Annotated in this window: 18 protein-coding genes, 2 tRNA genes and 3 rRNA genes; 18 read left to right on the top strand and 5 right to left on the bottom strand. The window is 39.9% G+C overall.

Annotation, left to right across the window (positions count from 1 at the left end; translation table 11 throughout):
* Positions 1–5 precede the first annotated feature (5 nt).
* The 9 genes from I9192_RS12795 (at position 6) to I9192_RS12755 (ending at position 10039) form a co-directional block, all read left to right on the top strand.
* Positions 6–1154 carry a YdcF family protein gene (locus I9192_RS12795; protein ID WP_005032067.1) on the top strand — a complete coding sequence of 383 codons (1149 nt, stop codon included), beginning with the start codon at positions 6–8 and terminating at the stop codon, positions 1152–1154.
* A complete protein-coding gene (locus tag I9192_RS12790; RefSeq protein ID WP_005032066.1) occupies positions 1154–2182 on the top strand; it encodes an alpha/beta hydrolase in 1029 nt (342 codons plus the stop codon). The genes I9192_RS12795 and I9192_RS12790 overlap by 1 nt, the downstream gene beginning before the upstream one ends.
* 447 nt (positions 2183–2629) lie before the next feature.
* Positions 2630–4168 (top strand): 16S ribosomal RNA (locus tag I9192_RS12785).
* A gap of 59 nt (positions 4169–4227) precedes the next feature.
* Positions 4228–4304: transfer RNA gene (locus I9192_RS12780), tRNA-Ile, on the top strand.
* 44 nt (positions 4305–4348) lie between these two features.
* Positions 4349–4424 (top strand) — tRNA-Ala (locus I9192_RS12775).
* A gap of 357 nt (positions 4425–4781) precedes the next feature.
* A 23S ribosomal RNA gene (locus I9192_RS12770) occupies positions 4782–7672 on the top strand.
* A 170-nt stretch (positions 7673–7842) separates the two neighbouring features.
* Positions 7843–7957: ribosomal RNA gene (rrf, locus tag I9192_RS12765) — 5S ribosomal RNA — on the top strand.
* Together the 16S, 23S and 5S rRNA genes with 2 tRNA genes alongside form the textbook arrangement of a ribosomal RNA operon.
* Before the next feature lie 220 nt (positions 7958–8177).
* On the top strand, positions 8178–8681 hold the full coding sequence (locus I9192_RS12760) for a DUF2004 domain-containing protein (protein WP_005032064.1): 504 nt from the start codon (positions 8178–8180) through the stop codon (positions 8679–8681).
* Between the two features lie 167 nt (positions 8682–8848).
* On the top strand, positions 8849–10039 hold the full coding sequence (locus I9192_RS12755) for a hypothetical protein (protein ID WP_005032063.1): 1191 nt from the start codon (positions 8849–8851) through the stop codon (positions 10037–10039).
* A gap of 67 nt (positions 10040–10106) precedes the next feature.
* Here I9192_RS12755 and I9192_RS12750 read toward each other — a convergent pair whose 3' ends face one another.
* From I9192_RS12750 to I9192_RS12730, 5 genes are all read right to left on the bottom strand, one after another.
* Positions 10107–11231, bottom strand: a complete 1125-nt coding sequence (locus I9192_RS12750; protein WP_005032061.1) for a porin — start codon at positions 11229–11231, stop codon at positions 10107–10109.
* Between the two features lie 216 nt (positions 11232–11447).
* On the bottom strand, positions 11448–11864 hold the full coding sequence (locus I9192_RS12745) for an HIT family protein (protein WP_005032059.1): 417 nt from the start codon (positions 11862–11864) through the stop codon (positions 11448–11450).
* A 28-nt stretch (positions 11865–11892) separates the two neighbouring features.
* Positions 11893–12159 (bottom strand): YARHG domain-containing protein, encoded by a 267-nt coding sequence (locus I9192_RS12740; protein ID WP_004830378.1) that lies wholly within the window; start codon positions 12157–12159, stop codon positions 11893–11895.
* Between the two features lie 81 nt (positions 12160–12240).
* Positions 12241–13113, bottom strand: coding sequence for an NAD(P)-dependent oxidoreductase (locus I9192_RS12735; protein WP_004830380.1), 873 nt, complete (start codon positions 13111–13113; stop codon positions 12241–12243).
* A gap of 9 nt (positions 13114–13122) precedes the next feature.
* Positions 13123–14214 (bottom strand): alpha/beta fold hydrolase, encoded by a 1092-nt coding sequence (locus tag I9192_RS12730; RefSeq protein ID WP_004830381.1) that lies wholly within the window; start codon positions 14212–14214, stop codon positions 13123–13125.
* 141 nt (positions 14215–14355) lie between these two features.
* On the opposite strand from I9192_RS12730, the gene I9192_RS12725 reads away from it, so the two are divergent.
* From I9192_RS12725 to trpB, 9 genes are all read left to right on the top strand, one after another.
* Positions 14356–15543: an O-succinylhomoserine sulfhydrylase gene (locus I9192_RS12725; RefSeq protein WP_005032055.1), complete on the top strand. Its 1188-nt coding sequence runs from the start codon at positions 14356–14358 to the stop codon at positions 15541–15543.
* A gap of 112 nt (positions 15544–15655) precedes the next feature.
* A complete protein-coding gene (locus tag I9192_RS12720) occupies positions 15656–15985 on the top strand; it encodes a YbaB/EbfC family nucleoid-associated protein (protein WP_004830383.1) in 330 nt (109 codons plus the stop codon).
* A gap of 10 nt (positions 15986–15995) precedes the next feature.
* Complete coding sequence (gene recR / locus I9192_RS12715) at positions 15996–16592, top strand: recombination mediator RecR (protein ID WP_004830384.1); 597 nt, start codon at positions 15996–15998, stop codon at positions 16590–16592.
* 353 nt (positions 16593–16945) lie between these two features.
* Complete coding sequence (locus I9192_RS12710; protein WP_005032052.1) at positions 16946–18088, top strand: ribonuclease D; 1143 nt, start codon at positions 16946–16948, stop codon at positions 18086–18088.
* A 204-nt stretch (positions 18089–18292) separates the two neighbouring features.
* Positions 18293–18598, top strand: coding sequence for a YcgL domain-containing protein (locus I9192_RS12705; RefSeq protein WP_005032050.1), 306 nt, complete (start codon positions 18293–18295; stop codon positions 18596–18598).
* Positions 18564–19004 (top strand): hypothetical protein, encoded by a 441-nt coding sequence (locus I9192_RS12700; RefSeq protein WP_042066816.1) that lies wholly within the window; start codon positions 18564–18566, stop codon positions 19002–19004. Before I9192_RS12705 ends, I9192_RS12700 begins: the two co-directional genes overlap by 35 nt.
* Before the next feature lie 20 nt (positions 19005–19024).
* Positions 19025–19876, top strand: coding sequence for an AAA family ATPase (locus I9192_RS12695; RefSeq protein WP_005032047.1), 852 nt, complete (start codon positions 19025–19027; stop codon positions 19874–19876).
* Between the two features lie 15 nt (positions 19877–19891).
* A complete protein-coding gene (locus I9192_RS12690) occupies positions 19892–21079 on the top strand; it encodes a vWA domain-containing protein (RefSeq protein WP_004830390.1) in 1188 nt (395 codons plus the stop codon).
* Positions 21080–21481: 402 nt separating this feature from the next.
* Positions 21482–22690: a tryptophan synthase subunit beta gene (gene trpB / locus I9192_RS12685; RefSeq protein ID WP_046760820.1), complete on the top strand. Its 1209-nt coding sequence runs from the start codon at positions 21482–21484 to the stop codon at positions 22688–22690.
* Positions 22691–22857: the final 167 nt, after the last annotated feature.

Here is a 22857-nt window from a genome sequence, read left to right as displayed (position 1 = left end):
TATATATGGTTAAACAACATTGGATGGTCAGATTTTTACGGATGGTTGCAATACTATTTGTACTTTTTGGCTGTCTGATTGTATTTTGGTATACGCCATTTTATTCGAACCTTATGGTGAGGATTCTCAATACATTTGTGCCTGTTGAAGTCAATCAGGTTGCCGCAAAAAGCCAACAAAATGCGGCATTATCTGAAACAGAAAACTTAGAACCAGGTTCGGATTTGTGGATTGCTCGTCAAGCTTATCTAAAGTTGATGGAAGAACTGTTAAAGAACAACGATGCTAAGGATTTGCTTGCTCTTCAATTGCGTTATCGAGCTTTACAGGAAAAAATTGCCAAAGAACAAAAAGAAGATGATGAAGAGCAAATCAAACCAGTGATTCCTTTAGTGTCTGAACATGCAGCTTCTGATGCTGTAGAAGACCAGCCTAATGATGTGGTTAAAAACTTATTAGATTTAAATAGTGAAGACAACAAAGCGCTGATGGATGAATATTTAACTTTCTTAAAAAAATATAAGGTTGATGATAAGGCTTTATATGAAAATCCCTCAGCTTCTGCCGTTGAATTATCAAGTTCACAAGTACAACAAGATTTAGAAAGCTTACCCAATAAAAATAGTGAACTCCCAAAACCAGTCAGTCAACCTTATGCCATTGTGGTTTTGGGTGGTGGTCTAACTTTAGATAAAAATCAGAAAGATATTATTGTCAATGATTACACTAAACTAAGACTGGAAACGACTATTGAACTAGAGAAAAAAATCAAACTGCCTATTGTGTTGAGTGGCGTTGAAGCACCTTATATGCAAAAGTGGTTGGCTGAACGTGGGGTGCAGGCAAAATTATTGGAAAATCGCAGTATGAATACCTGTGAAAATACACGTTTTAGCTCATTACTATTACAAAAAAAAGGTGGAGCACCTACAGTCATGTTGATTACAGATCGTTATCACATGCCTAGAACACGTCGTTTATTTGCATTGAATGGTATAGAAACCATTCCAGTGGACGCACCAATGCCTACTCAACTTACAGAATGGCAACCAAGCAAACAGAATTATGATCATAGCCGCAGAGCCAACTATGAAACTTTAGCAACAATTCGAGATATGTTGTTTGGTTCGAGTGGCTGTAGAGAGGTGCCTTAATGGCGGATATCCCATTTTTAAATCCTACAATTTTAAAACAACTTGATTTGCCAGTACCAAGTCGTGATACCACACCACAACTATTAGAAGCTTTAAATTTAAATCGTACCTATGTGCCAAACCAAGAAATAAAGGCTTATCAACGACTTTATGGTTTTGATCAATTAGATTGTGTTCAATGGCAAGGCTTTATTGACATGCCGTTGTTTAAACTGCATGTTCAGGTATTTAAGCCTAAAATTGAAAAAGTAAAAGGAACAGTCTGTTTATTACATGGTTATTTAGAGCATAGTGGTATCTATCAACCGATTGTTAAAGAAATCCTTGAACAAGGCTTTAGTGTTATTACTTATGATTTGCCAGGACATGGTTTAAGTAATGGCTCTCCAGCAAATATTAAAAATTTTGACCACTATCAACAAGTGCTGCATGCTGTTTACCAATATGTTAAAAACTCACAGCATCTTCCTAAACCTTGGTTGGGGGTAGGACAGAGTACAGGTGGTGCAATTTGGATGCATCATTTACTTGAATATGCACAAAAAAGAGAAAATCCAATTGTTGATCGTGTTTTACTCTTATCACCTTTGGTGAGACCAGCTAAAACCGCATGGTGGCACAATTCTATTGGTTTGGGTATTATTCGTAGAATTAAAAGAGAAGTTCCACGTCATTTTAAACGCAATAATCATAATCCAGAGTTTTTAAGATTTGTACGACTAAAAGATCCTTTGCAACCCCGTATGATGGGAATGGACTGGATTCTTGCAATGTCGAAATGGATGCAGGAAATGGAAGAATTTCCAAAATGTCGTATACCTGTGTGGTTGGCACAAGGTGCTCAAGATCAAACAGTGGATTGGAAATATAATATTGATTTCGTACGTCGCCAATTCAGATTGCAAACTTTATTAATTCTTGAAGAAGGATCGCATCAACTCATTAATGAACGTGCAGATATTCGGGCAGCATTAACGGGATTAATCCCTGCTTTCTTACATGCACATTCTTCAGGTGATTATTTTTGAATAAGAATCAAATAACGACTATTGATTGATGAGGTCTTTTTTAAGATTTTAAAAGCATGAGTTTAAAGAAGTGCTTAAAAAATGAGTGAAAAATGCAGTTTTTTTTGCGCTTTTTGTTGAAAAAATAACCATGTGGTTGAAAAAGTTCAAAATAGGGGTTGCGTGTCTATAAAAAATATATAGAATACGCAGCATCCCGACGCGATACAGCAAACGAACTTAGCTTAGAGGGTTAAGTTGTTGAATGTTTATTGCGTCTTATTTATCACTGACGAGGTGGTAAATTGATCATTAAGAGAATATGAAGAACAACTTGTGTGGATTTTTACTGATTGATTGATCGAAATATTATCATTGATTGATTGGTTTAAATTACTCGAAGTTTATTTGAGAGAATTTGTCAGTAATTGATGAGCCAGAATTGTGACCTTAAGTCACTAATGATTTTAACTGAAGAGTTTGATCATGGCTCAGATTGAACGCTGGCGGCAGGCTTAACACATGCAAGTCGAGCGGGGGAGATTGCTTCGGTAATTGACCTAGCGGCGGACGGGTGAGTAATACTTAGGAATCTGCCTATTAATGGGGGACAACATCTCGAAAGGGATGCTAATACCGCATACGCCCTACGGGGGAAAGCAGGGGATCACTTGTGACCTTGCGTTAATAGATGAGCCTAAGTCGGATTAGCTAGTTGGTGGGGTAAAGGCCTACCAAGGCGACGATCTGTAGCGGGTCTGAGAGGATGATCCGCCACACTGGGACTGAGACACGGCCCAGACTCCTACGGGAGGCAGCAGTGGGGAATATTGGACAATGGGGGGAACCCTGATCCAGCCATGCCGCGTGTGTGAAGAAGGCCTTATGGTTGTAAAGCACTTTAAGCGAGGAGGAGGCTCTTTTGGTTAATACCCAAGATGAGTGGACGTTACTCGCAGAATAAGCACCGGCTAACTCTGTGCCAGCAGCCGCGGTAATACAGAGGGTGCGAGCGTTAATCGGATTTACTGGGCGTAAAGCGTGCGTAGGCGGCTTTTTAAGTCGGATGTGAAATCCCCGAGCTTAACTTGGGAATTGCATTCGATACTGGGAAGCTAGAGTATGGGAGAGGATGGTAGAATTCCAGGTGTAGCGGTGAAATGCGTAGAGATCTGGAGGAATACCGATGGCGAAGGCAGCCATCTGGCCTAATACTGACGCTGAGGTACGAAAGCATGGGGAGCAAACAGGATTAGATACCCTGGTAGTCCATGCCGTAAACGATGTCTACTAGCCGTTGGGGTCTTTGAGACTTTAGTGGCGCAGCTAACGCGATAAGTAGACCGCCTGGGGAGTACGGTCGCAAGACTAAAACTCAAATGAATTGACGGGGGCCCGCACAAGCGGTGGAGCATGTGGTTTAATTCGATGCAACGCGAAGAACCTTACCTGGTCTTGACATAGTAAGAACTTTCCAGAGATGGATTGGTGCCTTCGGGAACTTACATACAGGTGCTGCATGGCTGTCGTCAGCTCGTGTCGTGAGATGTTGGGTTAAGTCCCGCAACGAGCGCAACCCTTTTCCTTACTTGCCAGCATTTCGGATGGGAACTTTAAGGATACTGCCAGTGACAAACTGGAGGAAGGCGGGGACGACGTCAAGTCATCATGGCCCTTACGACCAGGGCTACACACGTGCTACAATGGTCGGTACAAAGGGTTGCTACCTAGCGATAGGATGCTAATCTCAAAAAGCCGATCGTAGTCCGGATTGGAGTCTGCAACTCGACTCCATGAAGTCGGAATCGCTAGTAATCGCGGATCAGAATGCCGCGGTGAATACGTTCCCGGGCCTTGTACACACCGCCCGTCACACCATGGGAGTTTGTTGCACCAGAAGTAGGTAGTCTAACCGTAAGGAGGACGCTTACCACGGTGTGGCCGATGACTGGGGTGAAGTCGTAACAAGGTAGCCGTAGGGGAACCTGCGGCTGGATCACCTCCTTAACGAAAGATTGACGATTGGTAAGAATCCACAACAAGTTGTTCTTCATTGATGTATCTGAGGGTCTGTAGCTCAGTTGGTTAGAGCACACGCTTGATAAGCGTGGGGTCACAAGTTCAAGTCTTGTCAGACCCACCAAGTCTACTGAACACAGAAGAGCAGATATATTAAGATCTTAAGCTGGGGACTTAGCTTAGTTGGTAGAGCGCCTGCTTTGCACGCAGGAGGTCAGGAGTTCGACTCTCCTAGTCTCCACCACTACTACGCAGTTACCTGATTAAAAAAGATTGATTATAGAAATTAATGAACTGAAGTTTATAGAGTTTATTAACTTCTGTGATTTATCACAGTGAACTACTTGCTGACGAGGCGGTAGTGAATCATTAACAGAATATATTTGAGTTGAAATAATTGTTTAACTCGTTTTATGAAGCTTAACAAGCAATTGTTAAAGCGGAATGAAATGAGAACTAGCGATAAAACTGAATCAAGCGTTTTGGTATATGAATTAAATTGAAGCTGTACAGTGATTAAGTTCACAAGCAACAAATAGAAGTGGTTAAATCCACATTGTTGATCCTCCTTGTAGGGATTAACGACTGTTTGGGGTTGTATAGTCAAGTAATTAAGTGCATGTGGTGGATGCCTTGGCAGTCAGAGGCGATGAAAGACGTAATAGCCTGCGATAAGCTTCGGGGAGGCGGCAAATATCCTGTGATCCGGAGATTTCTGAATGGGGAAACCCACTTACCATAAGGTAGGTATCGCATGATGAATACATAGTCATGCGAGGCGAACGAGGGGAAGTGAAACATCTCAGTACCCTTAGGAAAAGAAATCAATTGAGATTCCCTCAGTAGCGGCGAGCGAACGGGGATCAGCCCATTAAGTTATATGTGTATTAGCGGAAAGCTCTGGGAAGTGCTACCGTAGAGGGTGATAGTCCCGTACACGAAAGTGCACATATAATGATGACGAGTAGGGCGAGGCACGTGAAACCTTGTCTGAATATGGGGGGACCATCCTCCAAGGCTAAATACTCCTGACTGACCGATAGTGAACCAGTACCGTGAGGGAAAGGCGAAAAGAACCCCTGTGAGGGGAGTGAAATAGATCCTGAAACCGCATGCATACAAGCAGTGGGAGCCGACTTGTTCGGTGACTGCGTACCTTTTGTATAATGGGTCAGCGACTTATATTCAGTAGCAAGGTTAACCGTATAGGGGAGCCGTAGAGAAATCGAGTCTTAATAGGGCGTTTAGTTGCTGGGTATAGACCCGAAACCGGGTGATCTATCCATGAGCAGGTTGAAGGTTGGGTAACACTAACTGGAGGACCGAACCCACTGTCGTTGAAAAGCCAGGGGATGACTTGTGGATAGGGGTGAAAGGCTAATCAAACTCGGTGATAGCTGGTTCTCCCCGAAAGCTATTTAGGTAGCGCCTCGGACGAATACCATAGGGGGTAGAGCACTGTTTCGGCTAGGGGGTCATCCCGACTTACCAAACCGATGCAAACTCCGAATACCTATGAGTACTATCCGGGAGACAGACTGCGGGTGCTAACGTCCGTAGTCAAGAGGAAAACAATCCAGACCGCCAGCTAAGGCCCCAAAATTATAGTTAAGTGGGAAACGATGTGGGAAGGCATAGACAGCTAGGAGGTTGGCTTAGAAGCAGCCACCCTTTAAAGAAAGCGTAATAGCTCACTAGTCGAGTCGGCCTGCGCGGAAGATGTAACGGGGCTAAAACTATATGCCGAAGCTGCGGATGTATACATTGTATACGTGGTAGGGGAGCGTTCTGTAAGCCGATGAAGGTGTGTTGAGAAGCATGCTGGAGGTATCAGAAGTGCGAATGCTGACGTGAGTAACGACAAAACGGGTGAAAAACCCGTTCGCTGAAAGACCAAGGGTTCCAGTCCAACGTTAATCGGGGCTGGGTGAGTCGACCCCTAAGGCGAGGCCGAGAGGCGTAGTCGATGGGAAATTGGTTAATATTCCAATACTTCTGTGTAATGCGATGAGAGGACGGAGAAAGTTAAGTCAGCCTGGCGTTGGTTGTCCAGGTGGAAGGTTGTAGGCATGCATCTTAGGCAAATCCGGGGTGCTCTATGCTGAGAACTGATAGCAAGCGAGTTTACTCGTGAAGTGGCTGATACTATGCTTCCAGGAAAAGTCTCTAAGCTTCAGTTACACAGGAATCGTACCCGAAACCGACACAGGTGGTCAGGTCGAGTAGACCAAAGCGCTTGAGAGAACTCTGCTGAAGGAACTAGGCAAAATGGTACCGTAACTTCGGGAGAAGGTACGCTGCTGACGGTGATAGGACTTGCTCCTTGAGCTATTGGCAGCCACAGAAACCAGGCCCCTGCAACTGTTTATTAAAAACATAGCACTCTGCAAACACGAAAGTGGACGTATAGGGTGTGATGCCTGCCCGGTGCTGGAAGGTTAATTGATGGGGTTAGCGTAAGCGAAGCTCTTGATCGAAGCCCCAGTAAACGGCGGCCGTAACTATAACGGTCCTAAGGTAGCGAAATTCCTTGTCGGGTAAGTTCCGACCTGCACGAATGGCATAATGATGGGGGCGCTGTCTCCAGCAGAGGCTCAGTGAAATCGAAATCGCCGTGAAGATGCGGTGTACCCGCGGCTAGACGGAAAGACCCCGTGAACCTTTACTGCAGCTTGACATTGAACTTTGATCTTACTTGTGTAGGATAGGTGGGAGGCTTAGAAGTAGCGACGCCAGTTGCTATGGAGCCATCCTTGAAATACCACCCTGGTAATATTGAGGTTCTAACTCTGTCCCGTTATCCGGGACGAGGACCATGTCTGGTGGGTAGTTTGACTGGGGCGGTCTCCTCCTAAAGAGTAACGGAGGAGTACGAAGGTGCGCTCAGCGTGGTCGGAAATCACGCGTAGAGTATAAAGGCAAAAGCGCGCTTAACTGCGAGACCCACAAGTCGAGCAGGTACGAAAGTAGGTCTTAGTGATCCGGTGGTTCTGTATGGAAGGGCCATCGCTCAACGGATAAAAGGTACTCTGGGGATAACAGGCTGATACCGCCCAAGAGTTCATATCGACGGCGGTGTTTGGCACCTCGATGTCGGCTCATCTCATCCTGGGGCTGAAGCAGGTCCCAAGGGTATGGCTGTTCGCCATTTAAAGAGGTACGCGAGCTGGGTTTAGAACGTCGTGAGACAGTTCGGTCCCTATCTACCGTGGGCGTTGGAAATTTGAGAGGATCTGCTCCTAGTACGAGAGGACCAGAGTGGACGAACCTCTGGTGTACCGGTTGTGACGCCAGTCGCATCGCCGGGTAGCTATGTTCGGAAGGGATAACCGCTGAAAGCATCTAAGCGGGAAGCCTACCTCAAGATAAGATTTCCCTAGGACTTTATGTCCTCTAAAGAGCCGTTGAAGACTACGACGTTGATAGGTTGGATGTGGAAGTGCGGTGACGCATGAAGCTGACCAATACTAATTGCTCGTGAGGCTTGACTATACAACACCCAAGCAGTTGTATGTGAAGCATCATTTGATTCATAAAAGATCAAAGAAACTTGATTTAGTTGTAAAGCTAGTTACAATAACCAACTCAAATGTTCTTCTGTTAAACTCATTTGGAACAAAGTAAGGCATACCCATAAGACCCGAAAAAGTCCATAACAGTTTGCTGGCGACAATAGCAAGAGTGAACCACCTGATCCCTTCCCGAACTCAGAAGTGAAACCTCTTAGCGCTGATGGTAGTGTGGGGTTACCCATGTGAGAGTAAGTCATCGCCAGCTTTTAATTCTTAAAACACCCTCAACTAACTGTTGAGGGTGTTTTTTTATGCGTGAAGAAAAGTGAAAAAGTCCCATAAAGAACAAATATAGGAAAATATGAAATAGAATAGCAAAAATATACCATTCATATATTTTAACCAATAGTAAATAGTGTCTAAAATAATTTAATCTGGTTAAGCCGAATACATCGTTTAAACATAAAAGCATGAGGACTATAAAAATGCCATCATATACTTTGCCGTATTTTGGAACTATAAACTCAGAAAACTTAGAAGAATATTATGAAGTCGATGCTGAGGTGAATGGAAAAGTGGTTCAAATCGATTTGAATTTTGAAGCGAATACTTTGAGTTTAGAAAATTTTGAACGAGTTAAATCATTTATAGAAAATATAGAAAAATTTGACCAAAACAACCACGCTTATATTCAACAAAATTTTGAAGGTGAGCAGGACGGGACTGTCAAAGAATATGTGGATTTTCATCTTGATGAATTGGGTGATGATTTCTTAGCACACATCGGGATTTCCAACTCAATAGACAAGACACAACAGTTTTTAAACAAGTTATATTTAACAAGGATAGGGCTTTATCCCGATGGGAAATATGACACATCGTATTTTGCAGTGTTTGATTACACAGTTAACAGTGAATTATCTGATCAACTGATGGTGGTTAAAACAGATCATCAAGGTCATTTAGATCATTTGAGTTGGGAGAGCTGATATACAGAGTTAAACCTAACATGTTCATAACTTTGCTAATATGAAACAAAGCTAAAGCTTTAAGCTTGATATATTTAGTATTGAGTTTATATACTTATTTGCACAATCATCAGTACTCAAGTTTTAGCTCAAAAATGAATAGTGCAGTTGAAAAATAATGGATGAACATGGATAGAGATACTCCCATTTATATTTCTTTAACAGGTACGGATAGCCATCAAATCAAAATTCCTGCTGGTCAAGGGAGTTTCTCGATTGGGCGAATTGGCATGGACAAGAAAAAGTTTGATGTTCTTGTTGGTGAAAATGCTGTAATCGATTGGGATGTCTTTAATACCTTTTATACGCCACATGGTCAACAAAATGCGCATTTGCATCCTTATGGAGATTGGCCAAGATTTTTTTACTATTGGGGAAATGATACTAGTTTTGTGGAGTGGTCGAAGAAGAGAGTAATTGAAAATTTCTTTTGGCAACCCTCTCGCTCGTTGTGTCTTGATTTGAGTGATGCCCAAATTCGTAATCTTGCAATAAAAAGTAATGATGATCTGATCAAATTGACTTTGGATCATAGTAATAATATTAGTTTATATTCACTTCATCTCTCTGGAAAAATTGAGCTTTTTGAAATTAAGACCAAGCAAGAAATTCATCATATTCGAATAGAACCCAATACTGAGAAAGATCAATCTGTATCCGCGTACCATCTTCCAATTATTACTGACTTGGCAAAAATTAGTTCACTCGATGTAATTGTTAAACCAATTGGTCAGGCTTTTGATTGTGAAAGCTTACTACAGTTTCCTAATTTGAAAAATTTGAACTTAACCGGGAATATAACCAATACAGCATGTTTAAAACAACTTCACCAACTTGAACGTATTGGAATACGTTATGCAGTAAATTTGGAAGGCTTTCCTGCTTTAAATACTTGGGAAAACTTAAGCTCTTTCATTGCATGGAATATTGATGAAAAAACTGGGAAAACATTAAATACCCAATTAAAGCATTTGGCTAAAGAAAAACAATTGGATTATTCTTCGGTGTCTAAACTGAGAAGTCCAATATGGTTTAGCACTGAATATGGAATTCCATTTGAAAGCTGGCAAAGCAAAAATGCAAAAATTGCGATCAAAGCATATAAATCTGCTTTAAAAAAAATCTCCAAAGCACAGAATGAGCAAGATGTGAAAGAATCAATTATTGAACTTATAGAGATGATTAATACATTGCCCAATATTGAAACTGTTGAAAGGGAAGATACAGGAGTTGCTGTACAGCAACTTGTTGAATCTTCAAAATTTGATATAGATCAAAAAATAGTAAATGCGTGGTTTGATGAGTTTCGAGATTTTTAGAAAAGGGAATTGTAAAAAAAAACGGCAAGTAAACTTGCCGTTTTTTGTGTAAACCTTCGATTTGGAATTAGAAGCTATATTCCATACCTAAGCCAACAACAGTTTTCTTTTTCTCAGCTGTAGCAGAAGCAGCCCAATCACGTTTTTGTTGCCCCACTACACCGTAGAAGCGAACTTGCTTGTTGATGTTATAATCTGCGCCTACACCGTAAAGATCTTGTTGACGATCATCACGACCATCTAATTCAGTGGTAGATGAGATATATTGAGCTTTCAATTTAATTGGTGTTGAAGGAATTGCATAAGCAGCAGTGATACCATATGCATTTTCTTTTAAGCCTTTAAATGAAGTTGTTGTTGTGACTGGAGGAGTGCCAGCGGTTTTAGAAACAGCAACAGTATCATCAGTTGGTTTAAATGTTTGCCATAATGCACCTAATACTAATCCATCAAGACCTAAAGGTTTGAAGTCTAAAGAACCTGTAACACGGATTGCATCAGAGTAGATAGAGCTGCCACCAAGTTCAGAGCTATATGCATTGTATTTTGATGCGATACCGAAGTTCCCACCAACAGCAGCTGCTAAACCATAGTCTTTATTTTCATAAGTGAGCGATGTTGAAATACCATCACCAAAGCCATCGCGACTGCCTTTTTGACCTTTTGCATCATTTTTCAATGCAGATGATTCTTCACCTTGCTGGAACATGATGTTAAAGCCTAAACCACCCAATAATTTTTTATCAGTTTCAAAACCAATAACGTTATTGATACGGTCTTCACCCGCCAAAATCGCTGTCATATCGAGTTCAATAAGGTCATTGAAGATATCTTGATTGTTTCCTGCTGTATTTCTTAAGTAAGTATCGAAACGACCCACTTTTAATGTTGCAATACCGTCTGATTTAATCCCCACATAACGGTTACGCATACTTAGGTCAGTACCGTCACCATCTGTATTTACTTGCCATTCTGCTAAGTAGAGAGCAGATAATTTATCTGTTAATTTTTCTTCACCTTTGATACCAATACGAGAGTTGTTAGAGGTTACATTGGTAACGCTTTCATCTACGAATTTATTTTTATCGATTTGATCTAAACTTACGTTGAACTTACCGTACAATGTAGGCGCTGCTTGAGCTGCGCTTATGCTAAGGGTAGTGATGGCTGCAGCGAGTAGCACTTTTTTCATTGAGTTTTCTCCAAAACATGTTCAATGGGTTTGCTGATACTTTTTTTATTCAGTAAGTGTTGGTTAAGCACTACTTACTAACTTGCATGCAGTATCTGTAAACTTTGTTACATATAAGTGAAGAATAAATGACAATTTGATGACGTAAGCGATACATAATAAGAATTTGAAGCAAAAAAATGAGGCAATAAATGCCTCATTTCTAAAGAAAATTTTTTATAAGAGTGCGGACTTAATTTTTTCAGCCAACACTTTAATTTTTTCTTGATCGCCCATTTGTACAGCATGACGACCTAATTCGTGTACAGAGCTTGGAATAAGATGAAAGTGTACGTGCGGCACAGTTTGTCCAGCTGATGCGCCAGAGAGTTGCATTAAAACAATCCCTTTTGCATCTAAAGCTTTTTCAATTGCCTGAGCAACTTTTTGTACAATTTTAATGGTATAGGCAGCAGCTTCTGGTTCTAAGTCCAATAATGTAATGGCTTTGGTTTTTGGAATAACTAAAGTGTGACCATCTGCCTGTGGCATGATATCCATAAATGCAAGTACATGATCATCTTCATAAACTTTTAATGCTGGAAGTTCGCCACGTAAAATTCGAGCAAAAATATTCTGATCATCATAAGCCATATTTACTTCCTTAAATGTATGAATGTAATTATTTACAATTCAATTCTTTCTGACGTTCCTTGATAGAGTCAAGTTTTTGTTGCTCTTTTTCAGTAAATTTAGGCTTACTTGTATAACAATTGTCATTATTATATTTTGCCTTTGCTTCAGGATCTTTGAAACAGAAACCTTTTGATGCATAAATCACATTGTAATCATCCTGCAATTTTTTGCATTCTTGTGCATTATCTGCGAAAGCTTGTGTGCCCACAAAAATGGATAAAGCAGACAGTGTAGCAATAAAATATTTGTTCATGAGTTTGCCTCAAAATTGACATAATCGTGTGTCACTTGATTAGATTATAGGGGCTGGTTGTGATTATTCAATGACGAAAAATTAATCTAATGTAATTTTGCTCCATGATTCATACATTTTTACCGCAGTTGAAAAGTCACTGTCTGGTGTTGCAAGACTGTTTGCTGCTTGGATTAGGCTTTGTGTTAAACCAAGAATTGGTGTAGAGAGTTTCGCCTCGCGAACTAAATCAATGGCAATTCCTGTATCTTTTGCCAATAAAGGTAGCCCAAAGGTCAGTGGAAAACTTCTGTTGAGAATACGTTGCGGAAGGATTGATTCAGTAACACCACTTTTTCCACTTGAAGCATTAATACAATCTAATGCCTCATGCAAATTTACGCCATGCGCTTTGAGTGTGGTAAAACCTTCTGCGGCTGCACATAAATGAACTGCCATCATCATATTATTAACTGCTTTAACCGCAAATCCAGCACCGGAATCGCCAACATGTTTAATTAGTTTTCCCATTGCTTGCATTGCAGGCAAAGCGCGTTGGAATGCATCATTCGATCCGCCCACCATGAAGGTGAGTGTGGCATTTTCAGCACCAATGGTTTGTCCGCTTACAGGTGCATCCAAGAATTCAATATCAAGTTGTTTAAGCTGTAATGCTTGTTGACGTGCTGCATCAGGCACACCGCTGGTGCAATCTACCCAGATCGCACCTGATTTAATTTTTAGTCCCTGAATTAAATCATCAACATCTTGGCTGGTGGGTAAGCATGAAAAAATTATATCAGCCTGAACAGCCTGTTCTAAAGCTACCGCCTGAGTGCCGAACGCAGTTGCATGTTGTTTGGCTTTTTCAAAATTTCGATTCCATACATAAACAGTATCAAAATGTTGAGGCAAATGTGCTGCCATACGATAGCCCATAGCACCTAAACCGATAAATGCAACTGTAGTATTCATAACTGTCTCTTAACTTTTAGTCGATCGTTGTTCTAACCATTTGGATAATGTCGGCCAAAATTCTTCTGCACTTTTTTGGCTAGACATCAGTCCTAAATGTCCTCCAGGGATTAGAGTAAACGTGACATCGCTACTATTTGTCAATTCGATTAAAGGCTTAACTGCATCGGCAGTGACCATTTGATCACTTTTTCCAGCACCCACCAACAAAGAACAATTGATATTTTTAAGTTCTATTTTATGTCGGCTGAGTTGTATAACACCATTTTTTAGTGGATTTTGGAGCCATACATTAAACAACATGTCTTGATTAACACCCCCAGGATAATCCACCATATGATTGAGAAAATTGCCAAGTGTGGCATGCTCATGTAAAAGTGCTCGATCATCTAAATTGAGTAATAATTGTTTGTGACCTTCATACCAGCCTTTGGGATCAAGAATTTTAAATCCAATCGCATTTAGTAAACCAGGAGTATGGATCAGTTTTCTCGGTAAGCCTCCTTTATAAAGTGTATCTTTAAGTTTTTGGTTTTTGATAATCAGACTATTGATTCTTTGATACAGTTTTCCAATTCCACCAGAAGCATAACTGTCGATAGGACTGGCGAGTACAATGAGATTTTTTACATGATTGGGCTGACGTAAAGCACTGTATAGTAATACAAAAATTCCGGCCATACTCCACCCATGCAGTGAAATTTGATCACTTTGTGAATGCTCTCGGATCTTGTCGATACATAAAGGCATCGATTCGTCGATAAAGTAAAGGAAGTTTAAGTCACGATCTTGATAGCTTAATTTTCCCCAATCCAATAAATAAACATCAAAGCCTTGTTCTGTAAAATGTTTGATTAATGAGCGATACGGGTATAGATCATAGATCGCCATATTGATCGACAACGGTGCGGTAAAAACCAAAGGTTCTTTAAACTTTTTTTCTGGCGCAGCATAGTAACGTACTTTGGTTTGATGATGCTCTGCAATGACTTCATAAGGTGTACTTTGAGATAAAACCAGTGACTTGCCATTGAAAATCCGTGTCGTCAAATTTTTTAACTTGGCTTTCCTTGCTTGGAACTTGGCTGATACTTGGGTCATAAGCGATGTTTGTCTCATTTTTATACAGATTTATGCGAAGTGTATGTGATAATTTGCGATTTTACCTTGACCTTAAATACATAGGACGCTCAAAATGTTGGCAATATTTTACAAAGGCAGTTTTAGGACTGAGCAGTTGAAATGAGCCAGCACGACGACATTGAATACCAACTTGACACCTTAGCGATTCGTACAGGTCATACTCGCAGTTTTGAAGGGGAACATGGGGAACCAATTTTTCTGACTTCATCATTCGTTTATGAAAATGCAGCTGAAGCAGCAGCAAAATTCTCAGGTGCAGAGCCAGGCAATATTTATTCACGTTTTACCAATCCGACGGTTACGATGTTTGAAAAGCGTTTAGCTGCTCTTGAAGGTGGTGAACGTGCTGTGGCAACAAGTTCAGGTATGGCAGCGATTATGGCTGTAGCGATGTCTTTCTTGAAAGCTGGCGATCATGTGATCTGTTCACGTGCTGTTTTTGGTTCAACAGTCGCGTTGTTTGAAAAGTATGTTGCTAAATTTAATGTTGCCGTGACTTTTGTTGATTTGACTGATCTAAGCGCATGGCAAGCAGCTGTTCGCCCTGAAACAAAATTACTTTTTGTTGAATCGCCATCCAATCCATTGGCAGAAGTAGCTGATATTCAAGCCTTATCTGATTTGGCACATGCAAATGATGCTTTGTTGGCGATTGACAATAGTTTCTGTACGCCAATCTTGCAACGTCCTCTACAATTTGGTGCGGACTTAGTGATTTATTCAGCGACTAAATATTTGGATGGTCAAGGTCGCGCATTAGGTGGTGCTGTTGTCGGTAGTCACAAACTTCTAGAAGAAGTATTTGGTTATGTAAGAACGACAGGACCGTCGATGAGTCCTTTCAATGCTTGGGTGTTTTTAAAAGGTCTAGAGACGCTAAGACTGCGTATGAAGGCGCACTCTGAAAGTGCACAGATCATTGCTGAATGGTTGGTTAAACACCCGAAAGTGGAAAAAGTTTACTTTGCTGGATTGCCCGAGCATGTTGGTCATGAATTGGCGGCAAAACAGCAAACAGGCTTTGGTGGGATTGTTTCATTTGAGGTGAAAGGTGAGCGAGAAGGGGCTTGGAAAGTCATTGATCACACACAATTTATTTCAATTACTGGCAACTTGGGCGACGCCAAATCGACCATTACTCATCCTGCAACAACAACACATGGTAAGCTTTCGCCTGAAGCAAAAGCTGCAGCGGGCATTCGTGAAGGTTTAATTCGTCTGTCTGTTGGTTTGGAAGATGTCAATGATATTATTCGTGATCTTTCTCATGGATTAGATTTAATTTAAGATAAGCGTCATTGCTCAAATACAGTCTTGCGCCCATTTGTGATTTTTGAAAAAAAAAGCCAATGTGTGCAAGACAAAAATTTATTTAAAGACTTTTTGTTCGGAGTACCTTATGAACATTAATATGTTGATGCAACAAGCACAGCGCATGCAAAAAGACATGGAAAGTAATGTTAAGAAAGCAAAAGAAAAACTTGCTCAAACTGAAGTTCAAGCAGAAGCGGGTGGTGGTTTAGTCAAAGTGACGATGACTTGCCGTAATGTTGTTAAGCGTATCGAGATCAGCCCAGATTTATTACAAGATGATCCAGAAATGATCGAGGATTTGATTGCAGCTGCAATGAATGATGCTGCACGTCAAGCAGAGGCTATTTCAGAAGCAACCATGAAAGAAGCCAATTCAGGAATGGGTCTACCACCTGGTCTTTCAGGTTTGTTCTAAGGAATCTTAGGTGTTTAGCGACCGTTTTGATCAGCTTGTACAAGCGTTACGGATCTTACCAAGTGTTGGACCAAAGTCGGCTCAACGCATGGCATTACATCTGATTATGAAAAACAAAGAAGGCGCGATTGGTTTGGCGCATGCGTTAAATGAAGCGACTTCTTTTATTCATGAATGTAGTATTTGCCACTCTCTGACAGAAAATGAAGTTTGTGATATTTGTTGTTCGAATGATCGTGATGATCAACTGCTTTGTGTAGTCGAATCTCCAGCTGATGTTATGGCAATTGAACAAAGCGGAAGTTTTCGTGGAAAATATCATGTATTGGGTGGTCATTTATCGCCTTTAGATGGAATTGGTCCAGAAGAAATTGGTATACCTTACTTGGTACAGCGTTTGAGTGATGGCAATATTACTGAAGTGATTTTAGCAACCAATGCAACTGTAGAAGGGCAAGCGACAGCACATTATCTTGTTGAAGCAACCAAACATCTTTCACTACAGATGACAAGAATTGCTCAAGGTGTTCCACAAGGCGGTGAGCTGGAATATGTGGATAGCCATACACTGAGTCAAGCAGTACACAATCGTATGCGGATGAAATAATACTTTTTTGTCTTCATCAGATGTTGGGTTTGTTTATTTTCATTCACTTTATTTTGAATTCAAAGGTGTTTAAAAGATAAACAAACTCGATTTTATTTAAAATTATTTACATAACTTTGAGAAAAATTAGGTAAAATCCCTTAGATAGAACGGTCCGTCTATGATTCGTTATTTTTTCTAAAGGATCAATTCATTAAGTTCTAAAACCTATATATAAAATGGATATTTTAAAAATAATTTTATTGAAAAATAAGACATTTATCTCAAATTAGTTCAAAAATATTATATTTAAATTTTATATATTAAGGTAAAATCATATTTCATTTGAATGTAACATTTTGACTTAAACTGACATGTTCCAATTTATTAATCAACAGACTGAACTTGAATCTGTGTTGAATTTAATGCAACACACATCAACATACGGTCTAGACACTGAATTTATCAAGGTTGATACATTTTGGCCTAAACTCGGTGTATTTCAAATCAATGTCAATGGTCAAGTGTTTTTACTCGATGGTACCACGCTCAATTTAGATCAGTTCTGGCATCGACTTTTTCAAGCGCAGCAAAATATTTTTCATGCTTGTGGTGAGGATATTGATTTAATCTACCATTATGCTGATAAAAAGAATCTTGAGAATGTGTTTGATACGCAAGTGGCGTTATCTTTCCTAGGGCATGGCTTACAAGTCAGTTATCAAAATGCCTTAAAACTGATATTAGACATTGAGATTGATAAAGATCAGACCCGTTCAGATTGGTTAGCTCGTCCTTTGACCACTGAGCAGATGAATTATGCTGCAAATGATGTTCTATACATTATGAGATTGGCTGAAAAAGTTAAAGCGCAGTTGGAACAGAAGAACTTATATCAACAAGTATTGGAAGATTGTCAAAATCTCACCTTTGAAATTGCTTCAGAAACACCAAAAGAAAAGTTATATAGTGATATTGGTAACTATCGTCATTCGCGCAAACAATTGATGCAATTACAACAATTGTGTGTGTGGCGCGAAGAAATGGTCAAGGCACTGAATCAACCCCGCAGTTTTATTCTTAAAAATGCCACGATGATTGATTTGGTTGAAGTTAATCCGAAGAATAACTTTCAATTGTCTAATGTAAAGGGCATTCGACCTAATATTGTTCGTGAGCACGGTAAAACCATTTTAGACTTATTAAAATTTTTACCAGAGATGGATGAGTGGCCATTACGAATCGCACGACCAATTAAACACTCCTCGCAAGGTATCACAGTTGAAGTTGATGAGTTAATTTCACAAATTTCATTGGATATGCAAGTCCCTAAAGAAGTACTCATGCGTAAAAAGTGGTTGAATGCTTTGTATCATCATGTGGTGTTTCAAGGCAAAGAACAAGATTTGCCACGCTATCTACTGGGGTGGCGTTATGAACAATTGACGCAACCACTGATTCAGTTATTACATGCCGATGTTCACTATTTAAGTATGCAAATGAAAGTGAATGAATAACTTGATGTCATGTTTTGATGGTCTGTTTGCTTAGCTTTTCAACAAGATCTGTAAATGTGGTGTCATGATATGTGATGCTTTATTTTTACTCAAAGATTTTACAAATGATCATAAATAACGACTGATACGTTAAATTTCGATAATGTATCTGTCGTTTTTTTCATGTATGCTGTCACATAAGTTTTATGGAAGCTGTTGTTTAAAATGCATTGTGATATTTATAAATCGAGCAAGAAAGATGAAATGTATCTTTATGTGGCTCGTCCTAATCATCCAGACCATGACGAAAGTGCAGATCCTTTAGAGGTACTATCTGAACCTGTACGTATTGCTTTTGGTCGTGCAACGCATGTCATGCACCTTGAACTTAATGAATCAAGAAAATTAGCACGAGTAAATGTTTTACATGTGATTGATTCACTGAAGACGAAAGGCTTCTTTATTCAAATGCCGCCAGAAGGTTTAATTAACCCTAATGCGGCAGAACCAGAGGGATTACGCGGTGCTTGATCAGTTATCAGGAATATGGACAAGTTTTTTAGATCTATTGGATTCGATCCCAGAAGATAATATTGCAATTTCTGTCTATATTCTTGGGACGCTCTTAATTTTATGGTGCTGGTATTCGATTTCAAAACGATTGCCATCACCACTTGGTGGGATCACATGGATTATTGTATTTGCAGTTCTTGCAACGCCCACCATTTCTGAAGGACCGAACTCAGCAATTGCACCTGCAATATTTGGCTTGTTATTTGGTATTTTAACCAAAGATTCAGCATTGATTTGGTCAAACATTGCCTTGATTGCATTTGTGATGGGGCTGGGATTAATCATCGGATTTTTTTGGTCTAAATACAAAACCAATAAAAATACGCAAGCCAACGCTGTCGCTAAAAATATTTCACCACTTTAAATAAAAAATAAAGGTAATCTATGTCTGTTGATGCTCAACAATTCACTGGTACTGAACAGTATATCGCAACTGATAGTTTAAAATTAGCCGTAAAGGCTGCTCGCGCACTTCAAAAACCACTACTGGTTAAAGGTGAACCTGGGACAGGTAAAACTTTACTGGCAGAACAGGTTGCTGAAAGCTTAGGACTTAAACTGATTACATGGCACATTAAATCGACAACAAAAGCACAGCAAGGCTTATATGAGTACGATGCTGTATCACGTTTACGTGACAGTCAGTTGGGTGATGATCGTGTCTATGACATCAAAAACTATATTAAGCCCGGAAAGTTGTGGGAAGCGTTTACCAGTGAATCACGTTGTGTATTATTAATTGACGAAATTGATAAAGCAGACATCGAATTTCCGAATGACTTGTTGCATGAATTAGACAAGATGTCTTTTTTTGTTTATGAAACAGGTGAAACGATCACTGCTACTCAGCGTCCTATCGTGATCATCACTTCAAATAATGAAAAAGAACTTCCTGATGCCTTTTTACGTCGTTGTTTCTTCCATTATATTGAATTCCCTGATGAAGCGACCATGCGTGAAATTATCGCAGTACATTTTCCCAATATTTCTGGAACTCTGGTTTCTGAAGCTTTGCAAGTCTTCTTTAAATTGCGCCAAGTTCCAGGCTTAAAAAAACCACCCTCAACGTCTGAATTGATTGATTGGTTGAGTTTACTCATGGCAGATGATATGCCAGAAGATATTTTGCGTAATCATGATAAAGCGAAAGCAATTCCACCCTTATATGGCGCATTGATTAAGAATGAGCAGGATGTTCAATTGCTTGAACGTTTAGCTTTTATGTCACGTCGTTAATGAGGAGATCGCCATATGTTTGTGCGATTATTTTATACCCTCAGAAAATATGGTGTACCTGTATCTACCCGTGAATTGATTGATCTCAACCAAGCGGTGAGTGAGGGCTTGGTGTTTGCAGATCAAGATGATTTCTATCAATTGGTGAAAACGGTCATGGTCAAAGATGAGCGCTTCTTTGATAAATATGATCGTGCCATGAAAGATTATTTTGAAGGAATTCACACCTTTGATATTGATGATTTGCTCAGCAAAGTTCAAAAACTGCCAAAGGATTGGTTTGATTTAGAGCTACTTGAAAAGCATCTGACACCTGAGCAACGTGCTGAATTAATGAAAGCAGGTTCGCTTGAAGAATTGATGAAAATGTTGGAAGAACGTTTACGTGAACAACATAAAAAGCATCAAGGTGGCAATCGAATGGTGGGTACTGGAGGTACTTCTCCGTTTGGTGCTTATGGTGACCACCCAGAAGGTGTTCGAATTGGTGGACCAAGCCGCAAAAACTCAGCAGTCAAAGTATGGGAGCAGCGTAAATACCAAAATTTGGATGATGAGCAAATTTTAGGTACACGGCAAATGCAAATGGCTTTACGTCGGTTGCGTAAGTTTGCTCGTCAGGGTGCTGCTGAAGAGTTAGATATCAACAGTACTATTTATGAAACTGCCAAGCAGGGCATTTTAGATGTACAAATGGTCCCCGAACGGCGTAATCGTATTAAAGTTTTGATGCTATTTGATGTGGGTGGCTCGATGGACGCTCATATTGCACAATGTGAAAAATTATTCAGTGCAGCAAAAACAGAATTTAAAACTTTAGAATATTTTTATTTTCATAACTGTTTATACGATTACGTTTGGAAAGATAATCATCGCCGTTCTTCTACACGAATGAACACATGGGATTTGTTTAATACTTATGGTAAAGACTATCGTGTAATTGTTGTTGGTGATGCCAGTATGGCACCCTATGAATTAAAATCGGTGGGCGGTTCCGTTGAATATATGAATGATGAAGCTGGTGATGTCTGGTTACGTCGTTTACGTCAACATTTTGAAAAAACAGCGTGGCTGAATCCAGAAGAACAAAATTACTGGCACTACACGCAAACCATTGCCTTGATTAAACAGATATTTGAGGACCATATGTTTCCAATGACTTTAAAGGGCATTGAAGATATGACCAAATATTTGTCACGCTAAATTTGGGATCGTATCAAGGTCTAGTTTGTTTTTTGGGTTGGTAAAAAATAGCTTCTGAAGTAGGCTAAAATTGCGCATGAGATGTATATGGCGTGAGACATGAAATACAACAATAGTGAAGCTATTTTTAAATTTCATGTCGATGCCTATGATCGTCTAAGATAATTTTAGCCATAGGCTGAGCCAGAATAACGCAAGGTCGAGCTTGTAGCATCAAGTATAGTGAAGACTAAAATGGTTCTACTATGGGCTTGTTGCCTTGTGAAATAATATTTTTATCATTTAGAATAATTCAATTTCGTAAGTTGTGCCGTGTATGAGTTAAAACATTGAGTCGAAAATATTGCAGAACTGTCAATAGACCCACTCATTCAACGGCTTATATTTTAATGAGGGATAGATATGGATCATCAAATTAATGGTATTGCACTGCCAAATGAACAAGGATTTTTTGGTGAATATGGTGGTCAATTTATTCCACCACATTTAAAAGCGGCAATGGACGAAATCAACATTGCTTATGAAGAAATTCGTCAAACTGCTGAATTTCAGAATGAGTTAGCGGATTTATTTGCCAATTATGTTGGTCGCCCAAGCCCTTTATTTTATGCCAAACGCCTTTCTGAGCAATTGGGCGGTGCACAAATTTATTTAAAGCGTGAAGATTTAAATCACACTGGCGCACATAAAATTAACCATTGCTTAGGTGAGGCTTTACTTGCCAAGTATATGGGTAAAACCAAAGTGATTGCAGAAACGGGTGCGGGTCAGCATGGTGTAGCCTTGGCGACTGCTTGTGCACTTGTAGGGATTCCATGTGAAATTCATATGGGACAAGTCGATATTGAAAAAGAGCACCCAAATGTTGTCAAAATGAAAATTTTAGGCGCTAAATTAGTTTCAGTTACGCAAGGTACGGCAACATTGAAAGATGCGGTAGATAGCGCATTTGATGAATATTTAAAAGATCCACAAAACTTTATTTATGCGATCGGTTCTGTGGTTGGTCCACACCCATTTCCAAAAATGGTACGTGATTTCCAATCTATTATTGGCAATGAAATTAAAGTTCAAGCACAAGATCGTTTTGGTGCTCAACCCGATTATGTGGTTGCCTGTGTAGGTGGCGGTTCAAATGCAATTGGCGCATTTACGGCATTTTTAAATGATGCAGAGGTTAAACTGGTTGGTGTGGAACCTGCTGGTCATGGTTTGGATACTCAACAGCATTCAGCAACATTGACTTTAGGGAAGCCAAGTCAAATTCATGGTATGGCTTGCTATGTACTTGAAAATGAGCAGGGTGAGCCGTTGCCTGTGCATTCGATTGCATCAGGTTTGGATTACCCTGGTGTTGGACCACAACATAGCTTTTTGAAAGATTTGGGACGTGTGGAATATTCAACTGCGACTGACCAAGAATGTTTAGATGCATTTATGATGCTGTCCCGTGTAGAAGGTATTGTACCGGCATTGGAAAGTTCACATGCTGTGGCTTGGGCAATTCGTGAAGCACCGAAATTATCGAAAGAAATCAAAATTGTGGTCAATCTTTCTGGGCGTGGTGATAAAGATGCAGACTATGTTGCTGGCAAGTTAAATCTCAACTGATTTAAAATTCAACAATCTAAAACCTGGCTTCGGCTGGGTTTTTTATTTATCTGTTATCATAATGAAATTATTGAACTTTATTGGAGAAAAAGAGTTTAAACGACGCCATTAGCATAATTTATTTGATATGTAAATTATATCAAATAGCATATTTTTAATAAAAATCA

This window comes from Acinetobacter bereziniae (genome assembly GCF_016576965.1).
Classification (GTDB): Bacteria; Pseudomonadota; Gammaproteobacteria; order Pseudomonadales; family Moraxellaceae; genus Acinetobacter; species Acinetobacter bereziniae.
The sequence above is the reverse complement of the archived record's forward strand: the minus strand, read 5'-3'. Positions and strand labels throughout refer to the sequence as shown.